We start from the raw sequence: 18,756 nt of genomic DNA, 5'->3' as shown, positions 1-18,756 counted from the left end.
TTAGACGAAATGAAAAAGTAAAAAGTTACCATTCTCATTGATTTTTTTACAAAACATCTATTTAGTACGATATTCCATTAAACTGCCCTTTAGTTTAATGAGAACAGGAAGCATCTTCCGTTGTCAGTATACAACAAAAAAGCCAGCTCATTGCTGACTTAATGCAATCTTTAGCAACTGAATTGAAGCAACTCATTTTTAGTATTCTTCACCCTCGTCACCATAAACTTTAGCATTGAGTTTGCCTGCTATTTCTTTCATTTTTGGAATTTGAAAATCATCAACATAACGTGCAGATATTTCACTTCCCCGTCTACCATCTCGAAATGAAAAAGTAAGTTCAAACTCTTCATTATTAAACTCTGTTCTCCATACACCCATGCCTACAGATTCAATCCTTATTGTCTCATTTGTCTTAGGGTTAGTTGCTTCAATAAAATCAACATATTCAAGCTCAGAATCTAAACTGATACAATGCTTCCATTCATCTAGAGTTATTTGTGCTGCTGGTTCGATTCTTTTAATTTTCAAGTCATATCCCATTTTTTTACCACCCTTTGATTAATAACGAACAAGGAAATAATTAAGGCTGTATTACCTTTTACTACTATAACATCATTTTTACAATTTTAGCTTCATCAATCATTATTATCTCCTTCAAATTGAGTTAAATCTCTCTGTATAGTTTGTGCAATCACTTTAATTGTCCTTTTGCTGTATTTATTACATAGGCTATGTTAAATCTTGTTGTTGATAATTGATTAACTCCGAACAAATAAGGGCATAATAATAGATATAATAATGTTTCGGAGATGATTGAACATGGATTTAAAGGAAATAAAGAAACTAGCTGACGCATTAAATGAAAGTGGTAAACAGGAACTTGTATATTTCTTGCAGTCTCGAATGAAACCCATGTCGGCTCCTATTCGTGCAATTGATGAAATCCAGGAGCAAAAGCATAAAGCTGGTCTTGTCTGCCCACATTGCGACAGCCATTTTGTTGTGCGATTTGGAAAATACATGATTAAGATGCGTACTGGAATTGTAAAACGGCAGCGTTACCGCTGCAAAGCCTGCCGTCAAACTTTCAACGATCTTACTAACACGCCTCTTCAACGCACCAGAAGACCTCATCTATGGGTTCGGTTCATCGAATGCATGATTGAGGGCTTTTCACTAAGAAAATGTGCCGAGCAATTGGGTGATGAGGTGACTCATGTAACCTTGTTTTACTGGCGGCATAAGATTCTTTCCGCTCTGAAGCAAATTCCTACCGAATCGTTCCAAGGCATCGTCGAAATGGACGAAACCTATTTCTTGTACTCTGAGAAAGGGAAAAGAAACATCTCTGAACGCAAATCCCGTAAACGCGGCGGCAAAGCTAAATTTCGAGGTATCAGCAACGAACAAATATGCGTATTGGTCGCTCGCGACCGTCAGAAGATGACTTTTTCTGGCGTTCTTGGACGCGGGCGTATTCGTACTGCGAAATTGGATGAAGCGATTGGCGGTCATTTATCAGATTCGAACGTACTTTGTACTGATTCGTGGCGAGCATTTAGTTCGTACGCCAATTCGAAAGGGTTAGACCATTACCGCTTCAAATCAGACGGAAGACAGCGTGTGAAAGGCGTTTACCACATTCAGAACGTGAACAGCTACCATAGCCGACTGAAACGCTGGATTGACCGTTTCAATGGAGTAGCAACGAAGTATTTACAACATTATTTGGCATGGTTCCGTTACTTAGATAGTAAGGAATATGAGAATACAACGTCGAATAAGAAGAATATGTTGGTCACTTCTTGTTTGTTCACTGTAAAGGACACAAATAGCAGACTTCGACAAACCTCTTATTCCTCATGAACAAAATTGAGCAGGATAGTCTAGTTATCTTTAAAAGGGGGGTGTCATGTATATGCGGAGGAAATCCAAGATTAACTTGATAATACTATTCTCAGCCTTGCTTCTAGCCATTGTTTTATTTTTTCTCGTCAATCTATTTACCTTGAAATATAGAGGAGAAGGTCACAGTATTTCAGGGAATGGAAACTTAGGACTACTCTTCATTTTCCCTGCCGTTACCGTGTATTTATTCATGTTAATCTTCGTTTATAAAGTCGGCGGGTCATATTATCGTCATCTTAAAAACATTGTCAAATTACCTGCGATATTATCGTTTTTACTAATCTTTTTCATTTACGGAGAATATTATTTGGTCCAATCTTTACTCCATCATCTGGGAGGGGGACCAAATTCCCCAGAGTCTGTGATTTACAGATTCGGCTGGTTAAATCAATATACAAATACACTGTATTTTAACTTTTTCACCTTCGCTATTGGAGTTTTACTAACATTGTTGATTTGTTCGTGTGTAGAGATATTCAGGAGAAGGAAGATATGTCACGCACAGCAATTATGATTACTCCTCTGTACCAACGTGGGAAAGAGAAGTCAAACAACCGCCCTTTCAGATGGCGGTTTTCTTTTGAACAAAAATCAACATTAAGAATTAACATAGCCATTACATAAAAAGCATAACGGACGTATCCATTTCCCAGTCATCTAAATTACGGTTATTCAGAATCATTTCAACTTCTTTAAGAAGTTCTATCTTTGGAATGGCTGATTCTGACTCACAAAATAATTCTATGTTTTCTGTCAGTGACATTTGCAATACATCACGATATTGACTCATAAAATATGAGAAAACTGGTATCTCCATTTAATCCGTCCTTTAAATGAAACTTCTTCAGTTAGCGTAATGATGGTTCAATACTTTTCGAGCTCCTGCTCTAAATCATTTAGTAGAACTTGAATCTCAAGAACTGCAGAATCATCTCGGTTCCAAAAGATCGACGGCTTACGCTGATCCTCAGACATATTGGGTAACCAGTCATTAATGAACTCGTTTAATGAGATACCCTGTGCTTTATAATTTGACCAATCTTCATAAGCACAGTAATCTGCAAATTCTTTCTTAGGCCAGAATGGAATAAGCAAGCTCCCGTTTTCATCTGAAGACATTGCCCATCCGTCATCATACAACCCCCAGACTTCTTCTGAATCAGCAACCTTCTTTATAAAGTATTCATATCTAATATTCGCGGGGAGTTTAATAATAGCCTCGAATTCTTTCGGGTTTATCGGGTGCATCAATGCTCCTCCTAGTTAGAATATTTACTTAAATTCTATCATACCACACCACGTTAAACTGCCCGTTAGCGGAGCAAAGGGCTGCCATGCGGCAGCCAATCGTCTAGAGATATTTTTTAAATCCTTTACTAACAGATCCATAATATCCTTCTCGTTCGAAGAACTGATGTGCTCTTTAACGAGTTGAATTGCTTAAAATCATAATCCTATGACAATTTATTGGGCTTGAAAATGCGATGCAGTTGACGATTCTTTGGTTTTCTGGCTGACTTATTTTTCAAAAGCGATTTTTAATTATTTGTTATCTTATTAATCTGATCTTGGGTTATCTCTACATCCCATTTTTGGTATCGTGCAAAATCATATAGCGTTTCAGTAACATCTGACCCTACAATATTATATTTCAGTAAGCTAGGTACGATAATACTTACTTCATATTTACCAGGTGCAACTGGTGCAGCGTTTTGATCCGTAAGATTCCATGCAGGAAGGTAAGCTTTGTACCATGACATTGCGGGAATTTTACCCTTGAGATCAGATAATTTATAACTCTTGACGATCTCCTTTCGATCTCCAATTACTTTGTTAATTTGAAACTCGATTGAGAGTGGTTCGATATTTAAGTCATTTTTGCTTTGATTTTTAAATTGGAGACCAGAAATGAGAACTATTTTGTTTTCATCTATGGAAGGTGGGCCAAATGAAATGCCGGCAACATTATTTATCATTCCATCTGAAAAAAAATCTAAATTGGTTAGTCCCCACGAATCTTTGACCACAACTTCAAATGAGTTTGGTGTCCCATGTGAAAAAATGGGTGCTGAAAACCTCAGCGTGTCCCCAATTTTTGCTAATGAAATTCCCTCTATTGTTATCTCCGCAGTGGAACCCGTTACCGTCTTATTTGAATCTAAGGCGTGTATTTCAACAACTTTCCCTCGGAGTTCTTGATTTATTGTTATCACTCCTGATAATGAATAACTATTAGTGCCTGATGCGCTGCTTTCCAGATTGCTGATGGATACAAAATTGTCATGGTCTCGTATTACATCTTTATCATTATCCATCTCAGTAAGCTTGAACCAGACTGGCCCGAGCCACGATTCTGTGCGATACCAATCGCGCCACACTGCATTCACTTTTACTCTTTGGGGGCTCAATGCTGCACCCGTTTCCAACCCAGAGGGGGAACGAAGCAACTTTATTTCATTATGGAGTTGAACCTCACGTACTACCTCCTCCACACCGTACAACGATTCGTAGCGTGGAGCGATCCACCTATCGCCCTTTTGTGTTTCGATTAGATAACGGTCTCCCCATTTCGACTTGACTTTGACGGTTTGTGGAGCTAATTGAATCCAAGTCGGATTAGTAAGACCAGGATCGAAGTATAACGGTTCAACACCGAATAATTCAAGATTCGCTTGGGAGGGAACTTGCTCTCCAAGAGCAGCATTTAATGGCATAACCCACGCCTTTCCGAGCCAAGTAGAAATCTGATAGATAGGTACAAAATACCCTTCCCCATGCCCTACTCTCCTTTGACCAGTTTTAAGAATTGTAACCGTTTGGGGAGACAGTATTCCGAGCGTATTCCCGTTATCGCTGAGCAGAGGCGTGTTTTCAAACAAGGTAATAGTAGTTTCTTTCGGCTTGTTCGTCTCGGTTGACATGGCAAAGGCTGAGTACTTCTCCCAACCCAAATTCCCTACGCATAAAGCCATAGTTATTACAAGTACCAACTTCTTTTTCATGATCAGCTCACTTCTCCCTTCATAATCTGTCTCACGGCTTGAATAATACCTGATGCATACACTACTGTACTTGCAGTTAAAGTAATGCCATAGCTAAAACCCTATATAAACTTTCTCAAAATGACTCCTCATTTTATTGTTTAAAATGTAGACGTTAATTAAATGAATTAGTTTCCAATATTTAGTATTTGTTTTAAAGAATTATAAGAAACCTTATTTAATTAACCTGCCCGTTACTTTAATAAACAAAAAGAGGAGCTGCCGCGAAGCAATCCCCTCAACTATAGGTTGCAATAGGTAAGCATTTGATGTGATCTCCAGCTTTTCCCCTGCTCCACACGGAGCGTACGAGTTTCCCAGTACTCCGCGTTCCCTCTAACTGAATTTACTAAATCATAAGTTCCTCGTTACTCATTGATTTGGGATATGTTAAACTGGTCTTAATGCATACTTTTCACGGTATTTGTTGATCTGAACCATCATCAATTCCGTTAGATCCAGTTTTTCCTTGAGTACGTCAATTGTCTCTTTGTGTGTTTGTAGGATAAGTTTCCCGACCTCCTTGTGGAGGATACGCAAGTTGTTAAACTTGTCGTTTCCACCTGCGTGGGGTGGGATATAGTGGTGACAGTGAACATCGGATGCGAAGAGATACATGCCTGTAATTTCGCATTTCCCCATTTTCATGCTATACCGACTAATCCGATTATCTATATACTCTACACTCTGATTCGGGATGCTAGATTTCGTTAGGAAGTAAATCTCCTGACGTAAATCTGGTCGAAGCTTTTTGTATATTTGTTCTCTGCCTGCTGTGGTAAAGAGCGAAAGACCTTGACTAAAGCCCATCGTATTCTTTGTTTTTACATTGGCCAGAGGGTATAAATAAACATCTGCTACTTTAAAAGTCCTGTACCCCAAGCTGTAAAATTTACTGTATGTTGGCGGTGGGTTTGCAGGATGTTCATATTTCCCGATTTGTTTAAGACGATTATACATGAAAGCTCGCAGATCATAGGCAAGACGTGAGAACGCAACATTTACATGTGTTGCCCGATTGAAATAGTTGTGAATTCCTAGAACAAAGCTGTTGAAACGTGCAGCGGTTAGCGCCGTTGGCGAAGCCCTCATTTTGAGAATATGTTTCTTGACTTCGCTCCTCATTTTCTGTATTTTGCCCGATTTGATCCCCGTATGCGCTACTCGCTTTTGACCCTTTTTGTTTGCTCGGATTGTAAAGCCAAGAAATTCCGACTCTCTTTTTCGCAGGTTAATGATTTGCGATTTCTCTGGAGAGATGTCGAGCTTTAAGCGGTCTTTGAGATACAAAACTACCGCATGATACCATCTCTGAGCCGATCTCCAATCTCTGCAAATGATTTTAAAGTCGTCGGCGTAACGCACCAAATAGCCTTCTTTAAGGGTCGTGCGGATTTTAGCGTATCTTTGGCTGTCCCTTGACTTTTTAGGTTGCTTCTTCAAGGGAAATAGCTCCCATTGACCTGCTACCCAGTGGTCCAAGTCGTTCAGTACGACATTCGAAAGCAACGTCGACAACAGTCCTCCTTGAGGCACGCCTTTTGACGGTATTCCTTCTCCATCGATTTCAGCTTTTAGCATTTTAGAAATGCAGGCTAGTACCATTCTATCTTGGATGCCCATGTTCCAAAGTTGCTTCATAAGCAACGTATGATTGACGTTGTCGAAGAAACTCAATATGTCGATGTCTACTACATAATGCATCGACGCTTGATTGATAAGAAATTGGACTCTTGCCATGGCATGATGTGTCGATCGGAGGGGTCTGAATCCGTAGCTGTGGTTGTAGAATTTAGCTTCAGCTATGGGCTCAAGGACTTGCTTGAAGCACTGCTGGATGATGCGGTCGAGAATGCATGGGATGCCAAGCGGCCTCATTTTGCCGTTATCTTTTTCGATGAGCTTCCTTCTGACATTCTTGGGACGATAGTGTTGCAGTCTGTTTTGGATTTCACTCACTAATTCGTTTTCGGGGCGTTGTTCGATGTCTTTGATGGTTAGCCCATCTGTTCCTGGTGTCTTTGATCCTTTATTGGACTTCATCGTACGGTAAGCCAACAAGATGTTCTCTCTGGATGTGACGATTTCATAGAGACGTGAAAATATCTCATTGTTTGCTGATCTTTCGTACAAATCCGTAAAAGCTTCCGTCATGCCGTAATACTCCCAATTTCGTAAAGCTTGCACTGTGGCATCCCTCCTGACGAAGCGATGTCCCCACATTCCTACCTGATCGGTGCAATTCACGTATGGAAAATGATCGTTCTTTTCAATTAGACTTGGGGCTATTCCTCCGCCTCTATTACAGAGGTTTCATCAGTCGTGCCCCTGCCCTCACAAGGATAAATGCATTTCGGCATGTGCCTTATTGTAACCGTTTCGGGTAACAGCCCTTCTTGCAACGTCCCTTGCTTTCCAAGTACCTTACAGCCTAGCTATCTTTTCTGAACTTAGGTGCTTCCTCTAAGCCTGTGAGACCAATGCCTCCTTAGTTTGGCATAGCGTATTTCATAGAAGAAAGTTTTACTTTACGCCACTCACCCCATCGTCTGATGGTACATACGTTTCCGCATGCTCTAACTTTAGACCCGTACATTCAGAAGTTCGTCATGTCGCTTTAATGCGAAAATTCTCACCATATTCAATTTTTCAGCCGCGCGACATATCCGTTGGCATACCTTTTCTATTTAGATGGCTTTAGCCTTCGTTCTGTCGAATCTACCTGTACTTCACACCTCATGTTCTGTTAAACATGACGCATGCAGGAGTGTTGGCGGGATGGTTTCGGGATACATGGTTCCGTCATTCCCATCCTCGGTTGTAAAGTTGAGATTACTACTGTAATCTCCTGCTTTTCGCACTGTTGGTGCTTATAGCAGAACTTGTCGTACTTTCTCGTTAGCTGAAGAAAGTGTTTAATTTATATCTCCCGTATAGAATCCATGTGGTATTTCATCATTTGCAATTTCAATTATGTTTTTAATCAATCCTTTTGGGAAAAACCTAAATTCATTAAGACATGTTACTGGAATCCACTCAATCCCAATGTAGTCCTCATCTGGGGCAATCCCATTTCCGATATTATGCTCATCCACTATTTCACAAATAAAAACGTGGTCCACCACATGAGTTTTTGGGTCTATCAAATTGTTCCCATGATGATTCTTACCAATGTACTCCCTAAGAAACACAAATTGCTTTACTTTTATAAGGCATCCTACTTCCTCTAGAAATTCTCTCTGAAGGGCTTCAACTAAATTTTCACCATGTTCTTGACCGCCACCTGGTAGTGTATAGTCAGCTTCGAATTTATCGTCATGTTTCTTGATGGTTAACAAACTATTATTTTTAATTACGATTCCCTTTACACCACTTCGAACTTTCAAAACGTTTCCTCCTGTCAAAAGGAATTTTATTTATTTAGTTACTAATTCGAGGGAGATTTCGTGATTCCTGTATGGTTTCTATTGAAGTAATCTGCCCGTTAACGTAATGAGGCTGCCAATCATATTACGCGGCAGCCATGTGGTGTTTGTTTATTCAATTTTAGTTTCCCTTTAGGTCTATACCAAACGATTATAAAAATGACACATATGCTCCTTTACCTTGAATCAGAATTTACTTTATTGCTTTAGCTATGGGAGCGACTCTGCCATTAAGTATGAGAATAGTAACTTTTTCACCAGTAACACTACCTTGTAGGTAGACTCTGACTTCACAACCTCCTATCATATGGCACTCTTTTTGTGATTCTCCAATGTAGTTATACATTTGGGTATTGTCAAATTCCTTAATGTATTTTAATGCTTTAGTTCTGTAACTACTATTGTGCAAGTGTTGATTGTAGAGATATCCGCAAAAAACAATCAACATAAAAATTATAATAATACCCAACTTTGTAGCATTGCTTTTCAGTATTTTCACCCCACGGATACAGATAATTCAATTTTAACACATATTGGAAGTATCCTGCCCGATAGTTGAGCCGATCGCACAGAAACGCAAACAAGCGATGTATCGATTCCATCGCCAGGCTATAGTTTCCCCAGGGAGCCTTAATGATCTAATGCCCGATGCGTGAATATGATGTTAGATTAAGTCCTCAACAACTTCCCCAAAGTCACTAAATTTCATCTATATATTCTTTATATACTTTTAAAATTTCCTCGGTTGTATCTTGAATTCTTCTATTAAATGATTCTTTATATTCTTCTCTAGTATCTTCTGGATCAAAACCATAATATTTATAAGAATCGATAAGTTCTGTTTTAAGTTTTTCCGTTTTATTAGCTAATAGTAAGTAGAGGACATATGCAACTAAGACCTCATGTTCATTAACAGGTGCACCATTTCTTATTAAAGATACGGGATCAAATTCATTGATAACACTTCTAACTTTATAGAATAGATCAATGTTAGTTTCTTTTATTGATTCAAATTCGAATTTACTCATGTAAATGTTCATCCAAGCGCCCTTTCGTTTGAACTAATTTAATCTTTAACTTCTCTGTATTTAAGGATTTTATCAAACGTCATATTTGCGAATTTCGCAAACACCTCAATACTTTACATATTCGTGAATCGATTCAACAATTCTGCCCTTTACTTCAGCGAAATAGGGACCGTCCATACTGCGCGGCAGCTGGCGATCCCTATTTAAGTAACGTTTCTCGTTAGCGCAAATGGTTCCCACGCTATTAATATTCGCCATTGTATTCAACAAAACTCGTTTTTTTAATGAGAGAAATATGATAAGGTACATAGCGATTCTTTACATCTGGTAGTATATTTTCGATGAAATCAATTGCTGCTTGCACTATTTCATCATTTTTAAAGAAACTTTCATCTAAAAATCCGCTTAGCAATGCCGTATCTTTACCCTTATACTTCAAACATAGGTACCCGTGACCAGGATGAACATGAACTAAATTAATAATTTCATCTTCATGTTGTTCACTTTTTTTATCATAAAATCTTACCACTGTATTTCGGTCATTTAGGAACAGTTCAACATCACACGAGACGCATTTGTAAATAAACTTCATTCGTTCCTCCTTACTATCAAGGCACTTCGATAATCTGGGATGATTCAGCTATCGTTCCTCGCTAGCTTAATGTAGGGCGAATTCCCGATGCGTGATCACATTGTTATGCGAAGTAATTGCGCACGTCCGTCACCTAAAAATCTTTAAAAATTTGCTCAAGACTGATAATTTTGCTAAATACAAGTTCTCTAGTATCTCTATCAAAATGACTTTTAGCTTGCTTAATGGCTCCAATCATTTCCAGTCGCTCTTCCTCATGGCCAACGATAATATATGAAATGTCTTGTGGAGTAAAATCTAAGCTTATTGATTCTCCCAGTTTTGTATTCAAATCGCTGTTATAAGAATCATATTTATTCTCAAATCTAACTAATTCATCACCTGAAATCGACATCGGTAACCCCTCATCCAATCTCTTTAACTCATCAAGAGATGGAATATAGCGCCATTCCCTTTCATCATAAAACTCCTTTTGTAAAATTTTATCTTCTGATCTGTTATACTGCTCACCTGTATATGGTTTCAAAAACCACAGATTATAATAATTTGATATATAAGCATCAAGATTACTTGTACCATTTTTTATGCCCTGTCTAATGTTCAACAATGCATCTGACAAATGCTTTATAGCATGTGAATTGGGATTATAGTAATGAACTGGAGTTAATCCTTTTTTTAAAGCCCATTCTTTCTTCATTCCAATACCGTATTTACCATACCACTTAACGTGTTCATCAATACTTGACAGCTTAATATCGCAAAAGCAAAGCATCGGTAAAGCAATTTTAGCCAATTCATTAGATTCAAATGAAAACTCTTCTTTCACATACCTCGGACGAAAATTATTTTGAAGTATACTAATTAAAAAACTCTTTTCACGTACATAATGAAATAAAGTTTCAGAACTTAACCTTGACATAATCTACCTCCAAACTAACTCACTTTCGACACAAAGCAATTATTTCGTATAACATCTTTTCTGCGAACTTCTTAAATTCGCAATGGCTTAAGTTATTCGAGAAGTCATTCAAGTATCCTGCCCGATAGCTGAGCAACTGCGCAGAAATGCAAATGAGCGGTGGATCTGTTCCACCGCCGCGCTCTCGTTCCCAGATAGCTTAACGTAGTGCCTCTTGTCAAAATCGGGAATGACAAGAACTTTATGTGCAGCGCTTTGTTTGTCACGGAGCTCATTGATTCGTGAGGCCCCGTTTTTGTTATGACTATATGAGTAATAGATTAGGTTCTCGCAATTGCTAGTAGCGTATTCGCCCATTCCTGCAAGTCCTCGTTGGAATCGGTCATTTGTTCAGCTAATGCTATGCAGTTTTCACGCTGGTCTTCTGTAAGCTCTCCTGCAAAATGTAGTGCTTCCTGATAATATGCGATGAGCTCATAATCATTGCGTTCAAGAGGCTCATTCCAATCAAACTTTTTCAATCGCTCCAAACACTCCCTAGCAAGAGAGTTACTGTAACACTCCAGACGCATAAATAGATCATATTCGAATTTGATATATTGGGCTGGTGACTCTGGCACATAGTCCGAATGAACAGCAGGGAGCCAGTAATCCAATGCTTCACTCACGGATAAGCCTGCAGTCTTATCAATTTCCGCTTGGAAGAGCGCATCCTTCTCCTTAACATCTGGAAACAAGCGATAAAACAAGTCTAGATCTATTGTTTTTCGCATCGTCAAGCTGTAGTCCACATAATCATTTCCCGTCGCAGCAAATGCGATAAAGTCTTCTGTGCGTTGTAACGGGGCAAAGGCATTTTCCTCAATAAGTTGAGCTGCTGCCTTCAAGGTTAGTAGATTAAACCCATCTTTCAGAATACCCGCTTCGAAGGCAATCACAGGCTCATCCTCTTCGCTTAAGCAGTCGTCCTCATCCAGGTCCATAACCGTATAAGCCAAGTTTTCAAAAGCTCTGATGATGCGGCTGCTTTCCCCCATATCATCTGGGAAGAGCTGAAAGCCAAAGTCCCCTTGACTGTATTTTAACGAAAGCACCTCACTGTCTTTCTGGTATTTGTCTCCGTACTTGCCGCCCCGATACTTTTCCAGCGTTTTCTCAAATCGATCTAGCGTGTTCATATAGATGTAGTAGCTATTATGTTCGTCAGCATATAAATTAAAAGCGTATACGTTCTTGTTATCTGGGCCCTCCGCAAAAGATTGGATGACAAACTTACAGCCTTCCACCAGCGCATGGATAAAGGCTTCCGCTGAAATGAGTTCTACGCCCTCTGGTTTCTCTGGACTGAATTTAGCCTCGTCACCTTCACACATCACGTAATAACCTTCCTGGTAGATAGGTGTTTTTTCATCCAGAAGTCGTCCAAGTCTTGAATAATAGGTGTTCATATTATTGCTCCGATCTGTTTATTTTCAAGAATTTCGATGAGCTTAATCTATTCTCTAATTTCTTCAACGATAAGTTGAAGGCATCTATTATATTGTACCATCTTTCCCGTAAAATGGTATGTTCTACCTTCTTGAAGAAAAGGAAACCTGAAGATCATGTATCAGCTCAAGGGAGTGAAAAGTGTATTCGCTTTGGTTGTCGGGAATGGAATAATGTTCTTGTCATACATCGGGAATTGGATAAAGTTCTGTCATTGAGATTTGACAACAACCTTATCCCATAAAATAAAAAAGCCGCGTATTACACGAATATTAATGGGATAATGTTCTTGTTACCCGACAAAAATCATCATCCAGTCAATCGGTCAAAGTAACTGGACAAAACGAAGTATATTTGTCGGTTGGACGCTCGATGCCACCACGCAAATCTGCCCGATAGTTGAATGGATACCAAAAAGAAGCTACCTCAAGGCAGCCTCTCTTCCGCTATCGTTTCCCGTTAGCTTAGGGCTTTGGTGGACGATGGTATGGTATGTACATTGGTTTGATTCTGTCAATATTCTTTAGTTGTTCATCTGCATTCCAATTACCACTGCGTCTAGTATCGAACAACCATTTCGCACCATTAGATAACCATTCCATTCGGTATGTTTCAAACGTATAAAGCATGTCATCAACGCCAAACTCAAAACTGCAACATACGCATATCTCGAATGATTCATTACCCTTTTCATCATATGGTTGTTTTTCTAATTCATCATAACCACAAACTGGACAAATGTAACCCATTTTTCCCTCCAGAGAAGTTAGATTATTGAGCTATCGTTCTGCTTAAGCAAGAATACGATGCCCTTGCTTAATTGAATCTACCCTACCATTCAATTTCTTGAAAAAGTTCTTTTAAATATTGTTCTCCGATTTTGGCGTTTTCAAATAATTCTTCCGAGTTATCAAAATCTTGTGTATAACCATCTACATTCCTTGTGAAATAGACTCCCGTAGAGTTCTGGCTAATCCAATATCCCTCGTCTTTATGGTAAATAAGGAACTCTTCTCCCCAACCAACTCGTTGTTTCATTTCGAGGAATTTTTCATTTGTCATTCGATAATTCCTTTCTTGAATTTTTGTTTTGATACAGGATACATAAAATCCATAATCGAACTATTCGTGAAGGGTTTGAACTATCCTGCCCTTTAGTTTAATAAAATGAGCAGACTGCCGCGGCACCTGCTCATTAATGTTCTGCTTTAATTTGTGTTTTTTAAAAACCAGAGCTTTTTAATTTTCATGGGAGTTCAATGAGTATTGGTCAATATCTTAGCTACTACTCTCCAAGGCACATATCTTGGAAACTCCTCATCGAATATACCCCAGCCACATGTCTCCAGTACTTATAAAATAGCTTTTTTCTTGTTTCCCATTGATCACATATTCGTTGACTTCAAAAGCTCTTCTTTGAATGTCTTCTATTTCTTCCTCTGTTTCCAAGTCACTTTCCCAAACATAATATCCATTCACATATCTCTCCCAAGTAAAAAAAACAAAACTAGGATGAAGATTACTATAAGGAAACGATTTGGGTACTGGGTTATTAATAAATATCTGTTCATAATATTTTATTTCTGATCCTAGAGCCGTTACAACTTGAGAATCAATAAATTCAGGGTCCCCTAACCATATTTTTAAGTAGTAGGGTTCATCCAATTGACTTAGCTTCTCTTGCCATGCAAGATAAATCTCGATTAATTGATACAAAACTTGTTTTCTAAATTTAAATGGTGGGTTTTTCTTCCCAACTTTATCTTTACCGATCTGATATAAGTTATAGAATGGATTAATCCATAACTTAACATAATGTTTCTTCCTGTTTAGTAAGGATTCGAGATTTAGTTCCTTTTGATAGTTTCCCCATAAAGGAAGCTTTCTAGCTCTCCTCTTCATTCCCCGTACTTTTTTATAAATTGATGTAAACTTCATAGAAAGCTCCTTCACAGGCAATTTCACCTAACTCCTTTTTTACGAACCTCGTAAATTCTCCATAATTGTAGTATTCGCGAAGGTTATTAAACTATCCTTCCCTTCAATGTAACGAAGGCTACCAGGTCAAATCTGCCGGCAGCCTCATTCTGAAGTTATTGAACTATCGTTCTTACGTTAGTTCAATCCGTTGGAGTAATAGTAATTCTGATAAAAAAACAAAAAACCAACGTTGAATTTAAAAAGGTTGCCATGTTTTTACTGGTAACCAAGTTGATATTTATATTATTATCATTCCAGCTATTTCTTTATCAAAGCCTTCCTACGACGGCCAATAAACTTTCTAGTTAAATATATTGAAATACCAATACTGAGTACCAAATTTATCTGATTTGATAACTGATTTATTGGATGTATTACCGCTCTTATCAAAGCACTACTAACAATAAAAATGACCAAAAACACACAAATTGAATAGCAGAATTGTTTTATTGAACTTGTTTTCATTATAAGAAATCCCCTTTTTTATGTCTTCGAAAAGAAGCACTAATTATTCGGAAATTTGGAATATATTGATCTCAATCTATATTAACATTATTAGGATATCAGCGTCTCTCTTTTATTAAAAACCCTTAAATTTCAGAGTTTATCGACGCTCGTTTTGCGGGTCACAAGATAAAACGATTATTGCGATAATCTGCCCGTTACTTTAATGAAAAAAGAGAAGCAGCCGCGATGCAGTCTCCTCCATAATATGTTCCTCAATACTTCAATAAGTATAATTTCATTTTTACAATGTTCTTCCCCCGAATGAACGATGGGGATTCCTTTCAATAATCTCATAGAATGTACGTTTGTTTATTTCAAATCCACAACATGTACAAACTTCATGCATAGATTCAATTTTCATCATTTTAGTTCCACAATTCACACAAAAGAATTTTCCTGTTTCATTGTTTTCAACTTTTGGTATCCGTACTTTAACATCTTTACAATTATCTATTGCTTCATTAAAAACTACTTCCATATGCTTTGAAAAATAACTATCTCCAGCATTGCAATATAACTCTCCATCATTAACTCTCAGTTCTTCTTTGCAATATGGACAATACATTTCGTAAACCTCCCTCACATTATTTTGTTAATTATTTCTCGCAAGTCCCTAGGAGTTTAGTTGTTAATATCGGCAGTCTGTAGTCGGTAGAACTATCGTGTCCCGTTAGCTTCACTATGCCACTCCCAAAGTGCTTTAGCCTTATCAAACACCCAATTCAAGTCCATATAGCCTCGTTCCATGTGAAGTTGAAGTGCATCTTCCCATGCTAAATATTGAGCACTTTCAACTTCGTTAGCCTGGTGAACAGGCTCATCCTGTTCTTCGATGGCTTCTAGAAGGAATAAGCGGACCTGATTTCGAATGGTTAGTCCTTTTTTCTCGATAGGATATTCAACGTCGCCAAGCGGCGAAAGAATTCTTGAGTTAATTCCTGTTTCTTCGAATATTTCTCGGACTGCAGCGTCCTCCCATGTCTCTCCAGATTCCAGATGTCCTTTTGGGAAACCGACATGTCCATATCTATCGTGAATAAGTAGAGCTTGTAATCCTATCCGAGAATTGCGAAGAAACTAATCCCCCTGCAGCACGTTCAATGAGTTTCATTGTCATAGTTAACCCTTCCTTTGTCAATAAAAGCCGAAAGCAAGTATCTGTTGTCTGTGATTACAAAATTTTAGTTCTTTCTACTTTATAACCTTATTATACCAAATACTCAGATAGAATCTCATAGGAATTGGGTTAGCAAATCTATCCCTTACTTCCATAAAATCAAAAAGGAGCTGCATCGCGGCATACTCCTTCAACTATCGTTCTTACGTTAGCTTAAGCCAGTTTGCATAGTCAATCTTCGAATTACTTCGTTTTTGATATCTTCTGTAATCCCTGTTCTAAAATCTGTCTCAACCAAAAATGGTTCTAATTCACCCATTTTTTCCTCGTCATCGATAATAACAAAGCATTCTACGTCACGACTGGTATCTAGAAATGCTTTGATTTCTTTTCCCCTGATTGTTTCCCCGTTAAAGGAAGGAGTTAAACCAATTATGCAGTCATCGATTCCATTAGCTTTAAAGATCGATTGTAACTGAACCAAGGTTCTTCCTTCTCTCCAGGAAGAAGAAATAACGATTTTTGCATCAGTGGCATCAAGAATGTCAATTAGATATCTAACAGAAATAGGATCAAATTTGTTGCCAAAATATTTATCACTGGGAATTAGTGAATTCGTGGTAACTAAAACACCATCAATATCTAAAAAGATTATTTTCAAATTAGATTCACACTCCTCAGTAAAAAATCAACCTACGTGCTCGCTACATCCATATATTAACATGAACTATTGAAGATAACTGCCAGTTACTTCAATAAAACAAATAGGAGCTGCCGCGAAGCAAGCCCCTCATCGTGTTTCCGTAATGACCAACACTTTTATTTATTAGTTGCCTCTAAGTTGGTCATTCGGTGCAGCTCATCGAAATGTGCTGTAACCGTCAGCTTATCAGAAACACCCGTTAAACTGTCATTCGATTCAGAAACTTTAAACCCTTTGTCCTTCAGATAAAAGTATAATGCTTTTCTGTGATTGAGTCCAAATGCCGTAATCAGTTGAGGAAATACAGTTAATACCGATTCGGGTTTTTCCAGTAAACCTTCTTCTGCTACATCAATAGTAAAAAATGCTGTTCCTACACCATAGTTGCCAGCATAATAAAAGCGTTTTTTAAACATTCCAGATGCTATACATGCAATTACATGTCCTTCATTATCGGTCGCAGGGATTGTTTTTTCTGTCAGTTCAAGAATGTTGTTCTTTATGCCATAAGCTTTCAATTGCATTGCTTGTGTCAAACTATCAGAGGAAATCTGTGCTTGAGCGTTTCCCCAAGCCCATAACCAAGTGTTTGATTGGTGCGAAACACTACCCAACATTTGAATAGGGAAAGTTAAATCATTACCAAAAGTCGCTGTTCCTGCACTCATATCAACATTCCAATCAAGGTTACCGATTGAATCGTTAATTGCTAGTTGTTTCTCGAAAGCAATACCACTATATCGCTCTAATAATTCTTGCATCGATGAAAAATTCTCAATATCTTGTAAATTTACGTTTCTTACTTCCTGCTCCGAATTTTTTTGTTTCTTTAGAAAATCGAATAATCCCACTCTGCCACCTACTTAATAAATTTACATAACACTTCTCATCCATAAATTACATGTTTAAATTCTGCATGTTCTTGCAAGTATCCTGCCCGTTACTTGAATGAACAAAAAAAGAGCAGCCGCGAAGCAAGCCCCTCAACTATCGTTCACCGTTTAGTTTAGTCAATGGTCGTCGTCAATCATCCATGGAAACTCTAGCACTTTTAGCGTAACAAACAATACTTGCTAAGTTCAAAGTGATTACATTGAAGTAATGCCGATCGCTAAAACTAACAACCCTAAAAGTCCAAAACCCAATATGATTTGCAAAATAGAAATAACTGAGATAAGCCTTGGACAGTTAACGCCTATAAAGCCAAAAATAATTCCGCTCAAACCAGCACTGACCCAATATATATCCCCCCAAGGGTTAGAAAAATTAGCTAAATGATCAGATAAATAGACAAACATGAAGCTTAACTGATAAAGGAAGGAAAGAATCGTTGCTAACGTAGATAAGGTATTTAATTTTCGTTGTGGAAGAATATCAAATTTCGGTGAAAATTTACTTCTTAACCATAGTGCAATAGGCACAATGATACAGACTCCAATAAAGCCAAGAACTAAAACCAATAAAGTTAATGTCATGTAACCCTCCTAAAACTAAAATAGCCTCTAGGCATTCGCCGAGGCAGATGGGACAAGGCTTCGCCGATCCCATTAAATTGATATTCTCCATTTAGACGTACACTATTGGAAAATGTTTCAACTTAATATTGAAAGTTCACTAAGCATTTCTGCCCTTTAGTTGAGAAGAGGCAGCCGCACCATTAAGGTCAGCTGCCAGTTATTGAACTCTCGTTCCTCGTTAGCGTAATGATTACCTGTCATCTATTGTTACGTGGAGTAAAATCAAATCCATGTTGCTAGTGAAAAGGAAAGTGTATTGATATGCTCCATATTATTGAAAATACAATGAATCCAAACATTATTGCACCCAAAGCCGTATTATAAGCGGTTTTTTTATCGCCTTTAATTTTCTTGACAAGTGAAACACCGTTAATGAAAAACAGAATTGCTATTATTGGGGTAACATAGAGAAATAAATAGAGTAACGATGCCATTAATCCCATTCGACTCATTCCCTTCGTATATAAAATTGCTCTTTCATTAAGATATGATGTAGGCTAATCTACGTGAACTGTATCATAAATGAAT

At 38.0% G+C, this 18,756-nt stretch carries 19 protein-coding genes; 1 reads left to right on the top strand and 18 read right to left on the bottom strand.

Features of this window, described 5'->3' with window-relative positions:
• Positions 1-198 precede the first annotated feature (198 nt).
• Positions 199-543 carry a hypothetical protein gene (locus MJB10_RS12525; protein WP_314805293.1) on the bottom strand — a complete coding sequence of 115 codons (345 nt, stop codon included), beginning with the start codon at positions 541-543 and terminating at the stop codon, positions 199-201.
• Positions 544-822: 279 nt separating this feature from the next.
• Here MJB10_RS12525 and MJB10_RS12520 point away from each other — a divergent pair, with 279 nt between their 5' ends.
• Complete coding sequence (locus MJB10_RS12520) at positions 823-1,869, top strand: IS1595 family transposase (RefSeq protein WP_397386601.1); 1,047 nt, start codon at positions 823-825, stop codon at positions 1,867-1,869.
• Positions 1,870-2,527: 658 nt separating this feature from the next.
• Here MJB10_RS12520 and MJB10_RS12515 read toward each other — a convergent pair.
• The 17 genes from MJB10_RS12515 to MJB10_RS12440 form a co-directional block, all read right to left on the bottom strand.
• Positions 2,528-2,701 (bottom strand): hypothetical protein, encoded by a 174-nt coding sequence (locus MJB10_RS12515; protein WP_314805291.1) that lies wholly within the window; start codon positions 2,699-2,701, stop codon positions 2,528-2,530.
• 74 nt (positions 2,702-2,775) lie between these two features.
• The gene (locus MJB10_RS12510) at positions 2,776-3,159 is read right to left on the bottom strand and encodes a DUF2750 domain-containing protein (protein WP_314805289.1); all 384 of its coding nucleotides are present in this window, start codon (positions 3,157-3,159) and stop codon (positions 2,776-2,778) included.
• A 290-nt stretch (positions 3,160-3,449) separates the two neighbouring features.
• Positions 3,450-4,913 carry a hypothetical protein gene (locus tag MJB10_RS12505; protein ID WP_314805287.1) on the bottom strand — a complete coding sequence of 488 codons (1,464 nt, stop codon included), beginning with the start codon at positions 4,911-4,913 and terminating at the stop codon, positions 3,450-3,452.
• 429 nt (positions 4,914-5,342) lie between these two features.
• Positions 5,343-7,139, bottom strand: a complete 1,797-nt coding sequence (ltrA, locus tag MJB10_RS12500) for a group II intron reverse transcriptase/maturase (RefSeq protein ID WP_314805285.1) — start codon at positions 7,137-7,139, stop codon at positions 5,343-5,345.
• A gap of 728 nt (positions 7,140-7,867) precedes the next feature.
• Positions 7,868-8,338: an NUDIX domain-containing protein gene (locus MJB10_RS12495; protein WP_314805283.1), complete on the bottom strand. Its 471-nt coding sequence runs from the start codon at positions 8,336-8,338 to the stop codon at positions 7,868-7,870.
• 737 nt (positions 8,339-9,075) lie between these two features.
• Positions 9,076-9,405 carry a hypothetical protein gene (locus MJB10_RS12490; protein ID WP_314805282.1) on the bottom strand — a complete coding sequence of 110 codons (330 nt, stop codon included), beginning with the start codon at positions 9,403-9,405 and terminating at the stop codon, positions 9,076-9,078.
• A 244-nt stretch (positions 9,406-9,649) separates the two neighbouring features.
• Positions 9,650-9,997, bottom strand: coding sequence for a hypothetical protein (locus MJB10_RS12485; RefSeq protein ID WP_314796778.1), 348 nt, complete (start codon positions 9,995-9,997; stop codon positions 9,650-9,652).
• Between the two features lie 133 nt (positions 9,998-10,130).
• Entirely contained in the window at positions 10,131-10,916 is a 786-nt protein-coding gene (locus tag MJB10_RS12480; protein WP_314805280.1) for an abortive infection system antitoxin AbiGi family protein, read from the bottom strand.
• Positions 10,917-11,236: 320 nt separating this feature from the next.
• The gene (locus MJB10_RS12475; protein WP_314805279.1) at positions 11,237-12,364 is read right to left on the bottom strand and encodes a hypothetical protein; all 1,128 of its coding nucleotides are present in this window, start codon (positions 12,362-12,364) and stop codon (positions 11,237-11,239) included.
• Positions 12,365-12,868: 504 nt separating this feature from the next.
• The gene (locus MJB10_RS12470; RefSeq protein WP_314805278.1) at positions 12,869-13,153 is read right to left on the bottom strand and encodes a hypothetical protein; all 285 of its coding nucleotides are present in this window, start codon (positions 13,151-13,153) and stop codon (positions 12,869-12,871) included.
• Between the two features lie 82 nt (positions 13,154-13,235).
• A complete protein-coding gene (locus tag MJB10_RS12465) occupies positions 13,236-13,466 on the bottom strand; it encodes a hypothetical protein (protein ID WP_314805277.1) in 231 nt (76 codons plus the stop codon).
• Between the two features lie 255 nt (positions 13,467-13,721).
• A complete protein-coding gene (locus MJB10_RS12460; protein WP_314805276.1) occupies positions 13,722-14,363 on the bottom strand; it encodes a hypothetical protein in 642 nt (213 codons plus the stop codon).
• A 769-nt stretch (positions 14,364-15,132) separates the two neighbouring features.
• On the bottom strand, positions 15,133-15,456 hold the full coding sequence (locus MJB10_RS12455) for a hypothetical protein (RefSeq protein WP_314805275.1): 324 nt from the start codon (positions 15,454-15,456) through the stop codon (positions 15,133-15,135).
• 92 nt (positions 15,457-15,548) lie between these two features.
• Complete coding sequence (locus MJB10_RS26715; protein ID WP_397386629.1) at positions 15,549-15,929, bottom strand: NUDIX domain-containing protein; 381 nt, start codon at positions 15,927-15,929, stop codon at positions 15,549-15,551.
• Between the two features lie 287 nt (positions 15,930-16,216).
• Positions 16,217-16,669, bottom strand: a complete 453-nt coding sequence (locus MJB10_RS12450) for an HAD domain-containing protein (protein ID WP_314805274.1) — start codon at positions 16,667-16,669, stop codon at positions 16,217-16,219.
• A 158-nt stretch (positions 16,670-16,827) separates the two neighbouring features.
• On the bottom strand, positions 16,828-17,562 hold the full coding sequence (locus MJB10_RS12445; protein ID WP_314805273.1) for a DUF6882 domain-containing protein: 735 nt from the start codon (positions 17,560-17,562) through the stop codon (positions 16,828-16,830).
• Between the two features lie 237 nt (positions 17,563-17,799).
• The gene (locus tag MJB10_RS12440) at positions 17,800-18,186 is read right to left on the bottom strand and encodes a hypothetical protein (protein WP_314805272.1); all 387 of its coding nucleotides are present in this window, start codon (positions 18,184-18,186) and stop codon (positions 17,800-17,802) included.
• Positions 18,187-18,756: the final 570 nt, after the last annotated feature.

The sequence above is a fragment of the Paenibacillus sp. MBLB1832 genome (assembly GCF_032271945.1).
Classification (GTDB): domain Bacteria; phylum Bacillota; class Bacilli; order Paenibacillales; family NBRC-103111; genus Paenibacillus_E; species Paenibacillus_E roseopurpureus.
The sequence above is the reverse complement of the archived record's forward strand: the minus strand, read 5'-3'. Positions and strand labels throughout refer to the sequence as shown.

Bases quoted from the DNA above. Each gene is read 5' to 3' on its own strand.
- MJB10_RS12525 (WP_314805293.1), bottom strand. From the start codon at position 543: ATGGGATATGACTTGAAAATTAAAAGAATCGAACCAGCAGCACAAATA.
- MJB10_RS12520 (WP_397386601.1), top strand. From the start codon at position 823: ATGGATTTAAAGGAAATAAAGAAACTAGCTGACGCATTAAATGAAAGT.
- MJB10_RS12515 (WP_314805291.1), bottom strand. From the start codon at position 2,701: ATGAGTCAATATCGTGATGTATTGCAAATGTCACTGACAGAAAACATA.
- MJB10_RS12510 (WP_314805289.1), bottom strand. From the start codon at position 3,159: ATGCACCCGATAAACCCGAAAGAATTCGAGGCTATTATTAAACTCCCC.
- MJB10_RS12505 (WP_314805287.1), bottom strand. From the start codon at position 4,913: ATGAAAAAGAAGTTGGTACTTGTAATAACTATGGCTTTATGCGTAGGG.
- MJB10_RS12490 (WP_314805282.1), bottom strand. From the start codon at position 9,405: ATGAGTAAATTCGAATTTGAATCAATAAAAGAAACTAACATTGATCTA.
- MJB10_RS12485 (WP_314796778.1), bottom strand. From the start codon at position 9,997: ATGAAGTTTATTTACAAATGCGTCTCGTGTGATGTTGAACTGTTCCTA.
- MJB10_RS12480 (WP_314805280.1), bottom strand. From the start codon at position 10,916: ATGTCAAGGTTAAGTTCTGAAACTTTATTTCATTATGTACGTGAAAAG.
- MJB10_RS12475 (WP_314805279.1), bottom strand. From the start codon at position 12,364: ATGAACACCTATTATTCAAGACTTGGACGACTTCTGGATGAAAAAACA.
- MJB10_RS12470 (WP_314805278.1), bottom strand. From the start codon at position 13,153: ATGGGTTACATTTGTCCAGTTTGTGGTTATGATGAATTAGAAAAACAA.
- MJB10_RS12465 (WP_314805277.1), bottom strand. From the start codon at position 13,466: ATGACAAATGAAAAATTCCTCGAAATGAAACAACGAGTTGGTTGGGGA.
- MJB10_RS12455 (WP_314805275.1), bottom strand. From the start codon at position 15,456: ATGTATTGTCCATATTGCAAAGAAGAACTGAGAGTTAATGATGGAGAG.
- MJB10_RS12440 (WP_314805272.1), bottom strand. From the start codon at position 18,186: ATGACATTAACTTTATTGGTTTTAGTTCTTGGCTTTATTGGAGTCTGT.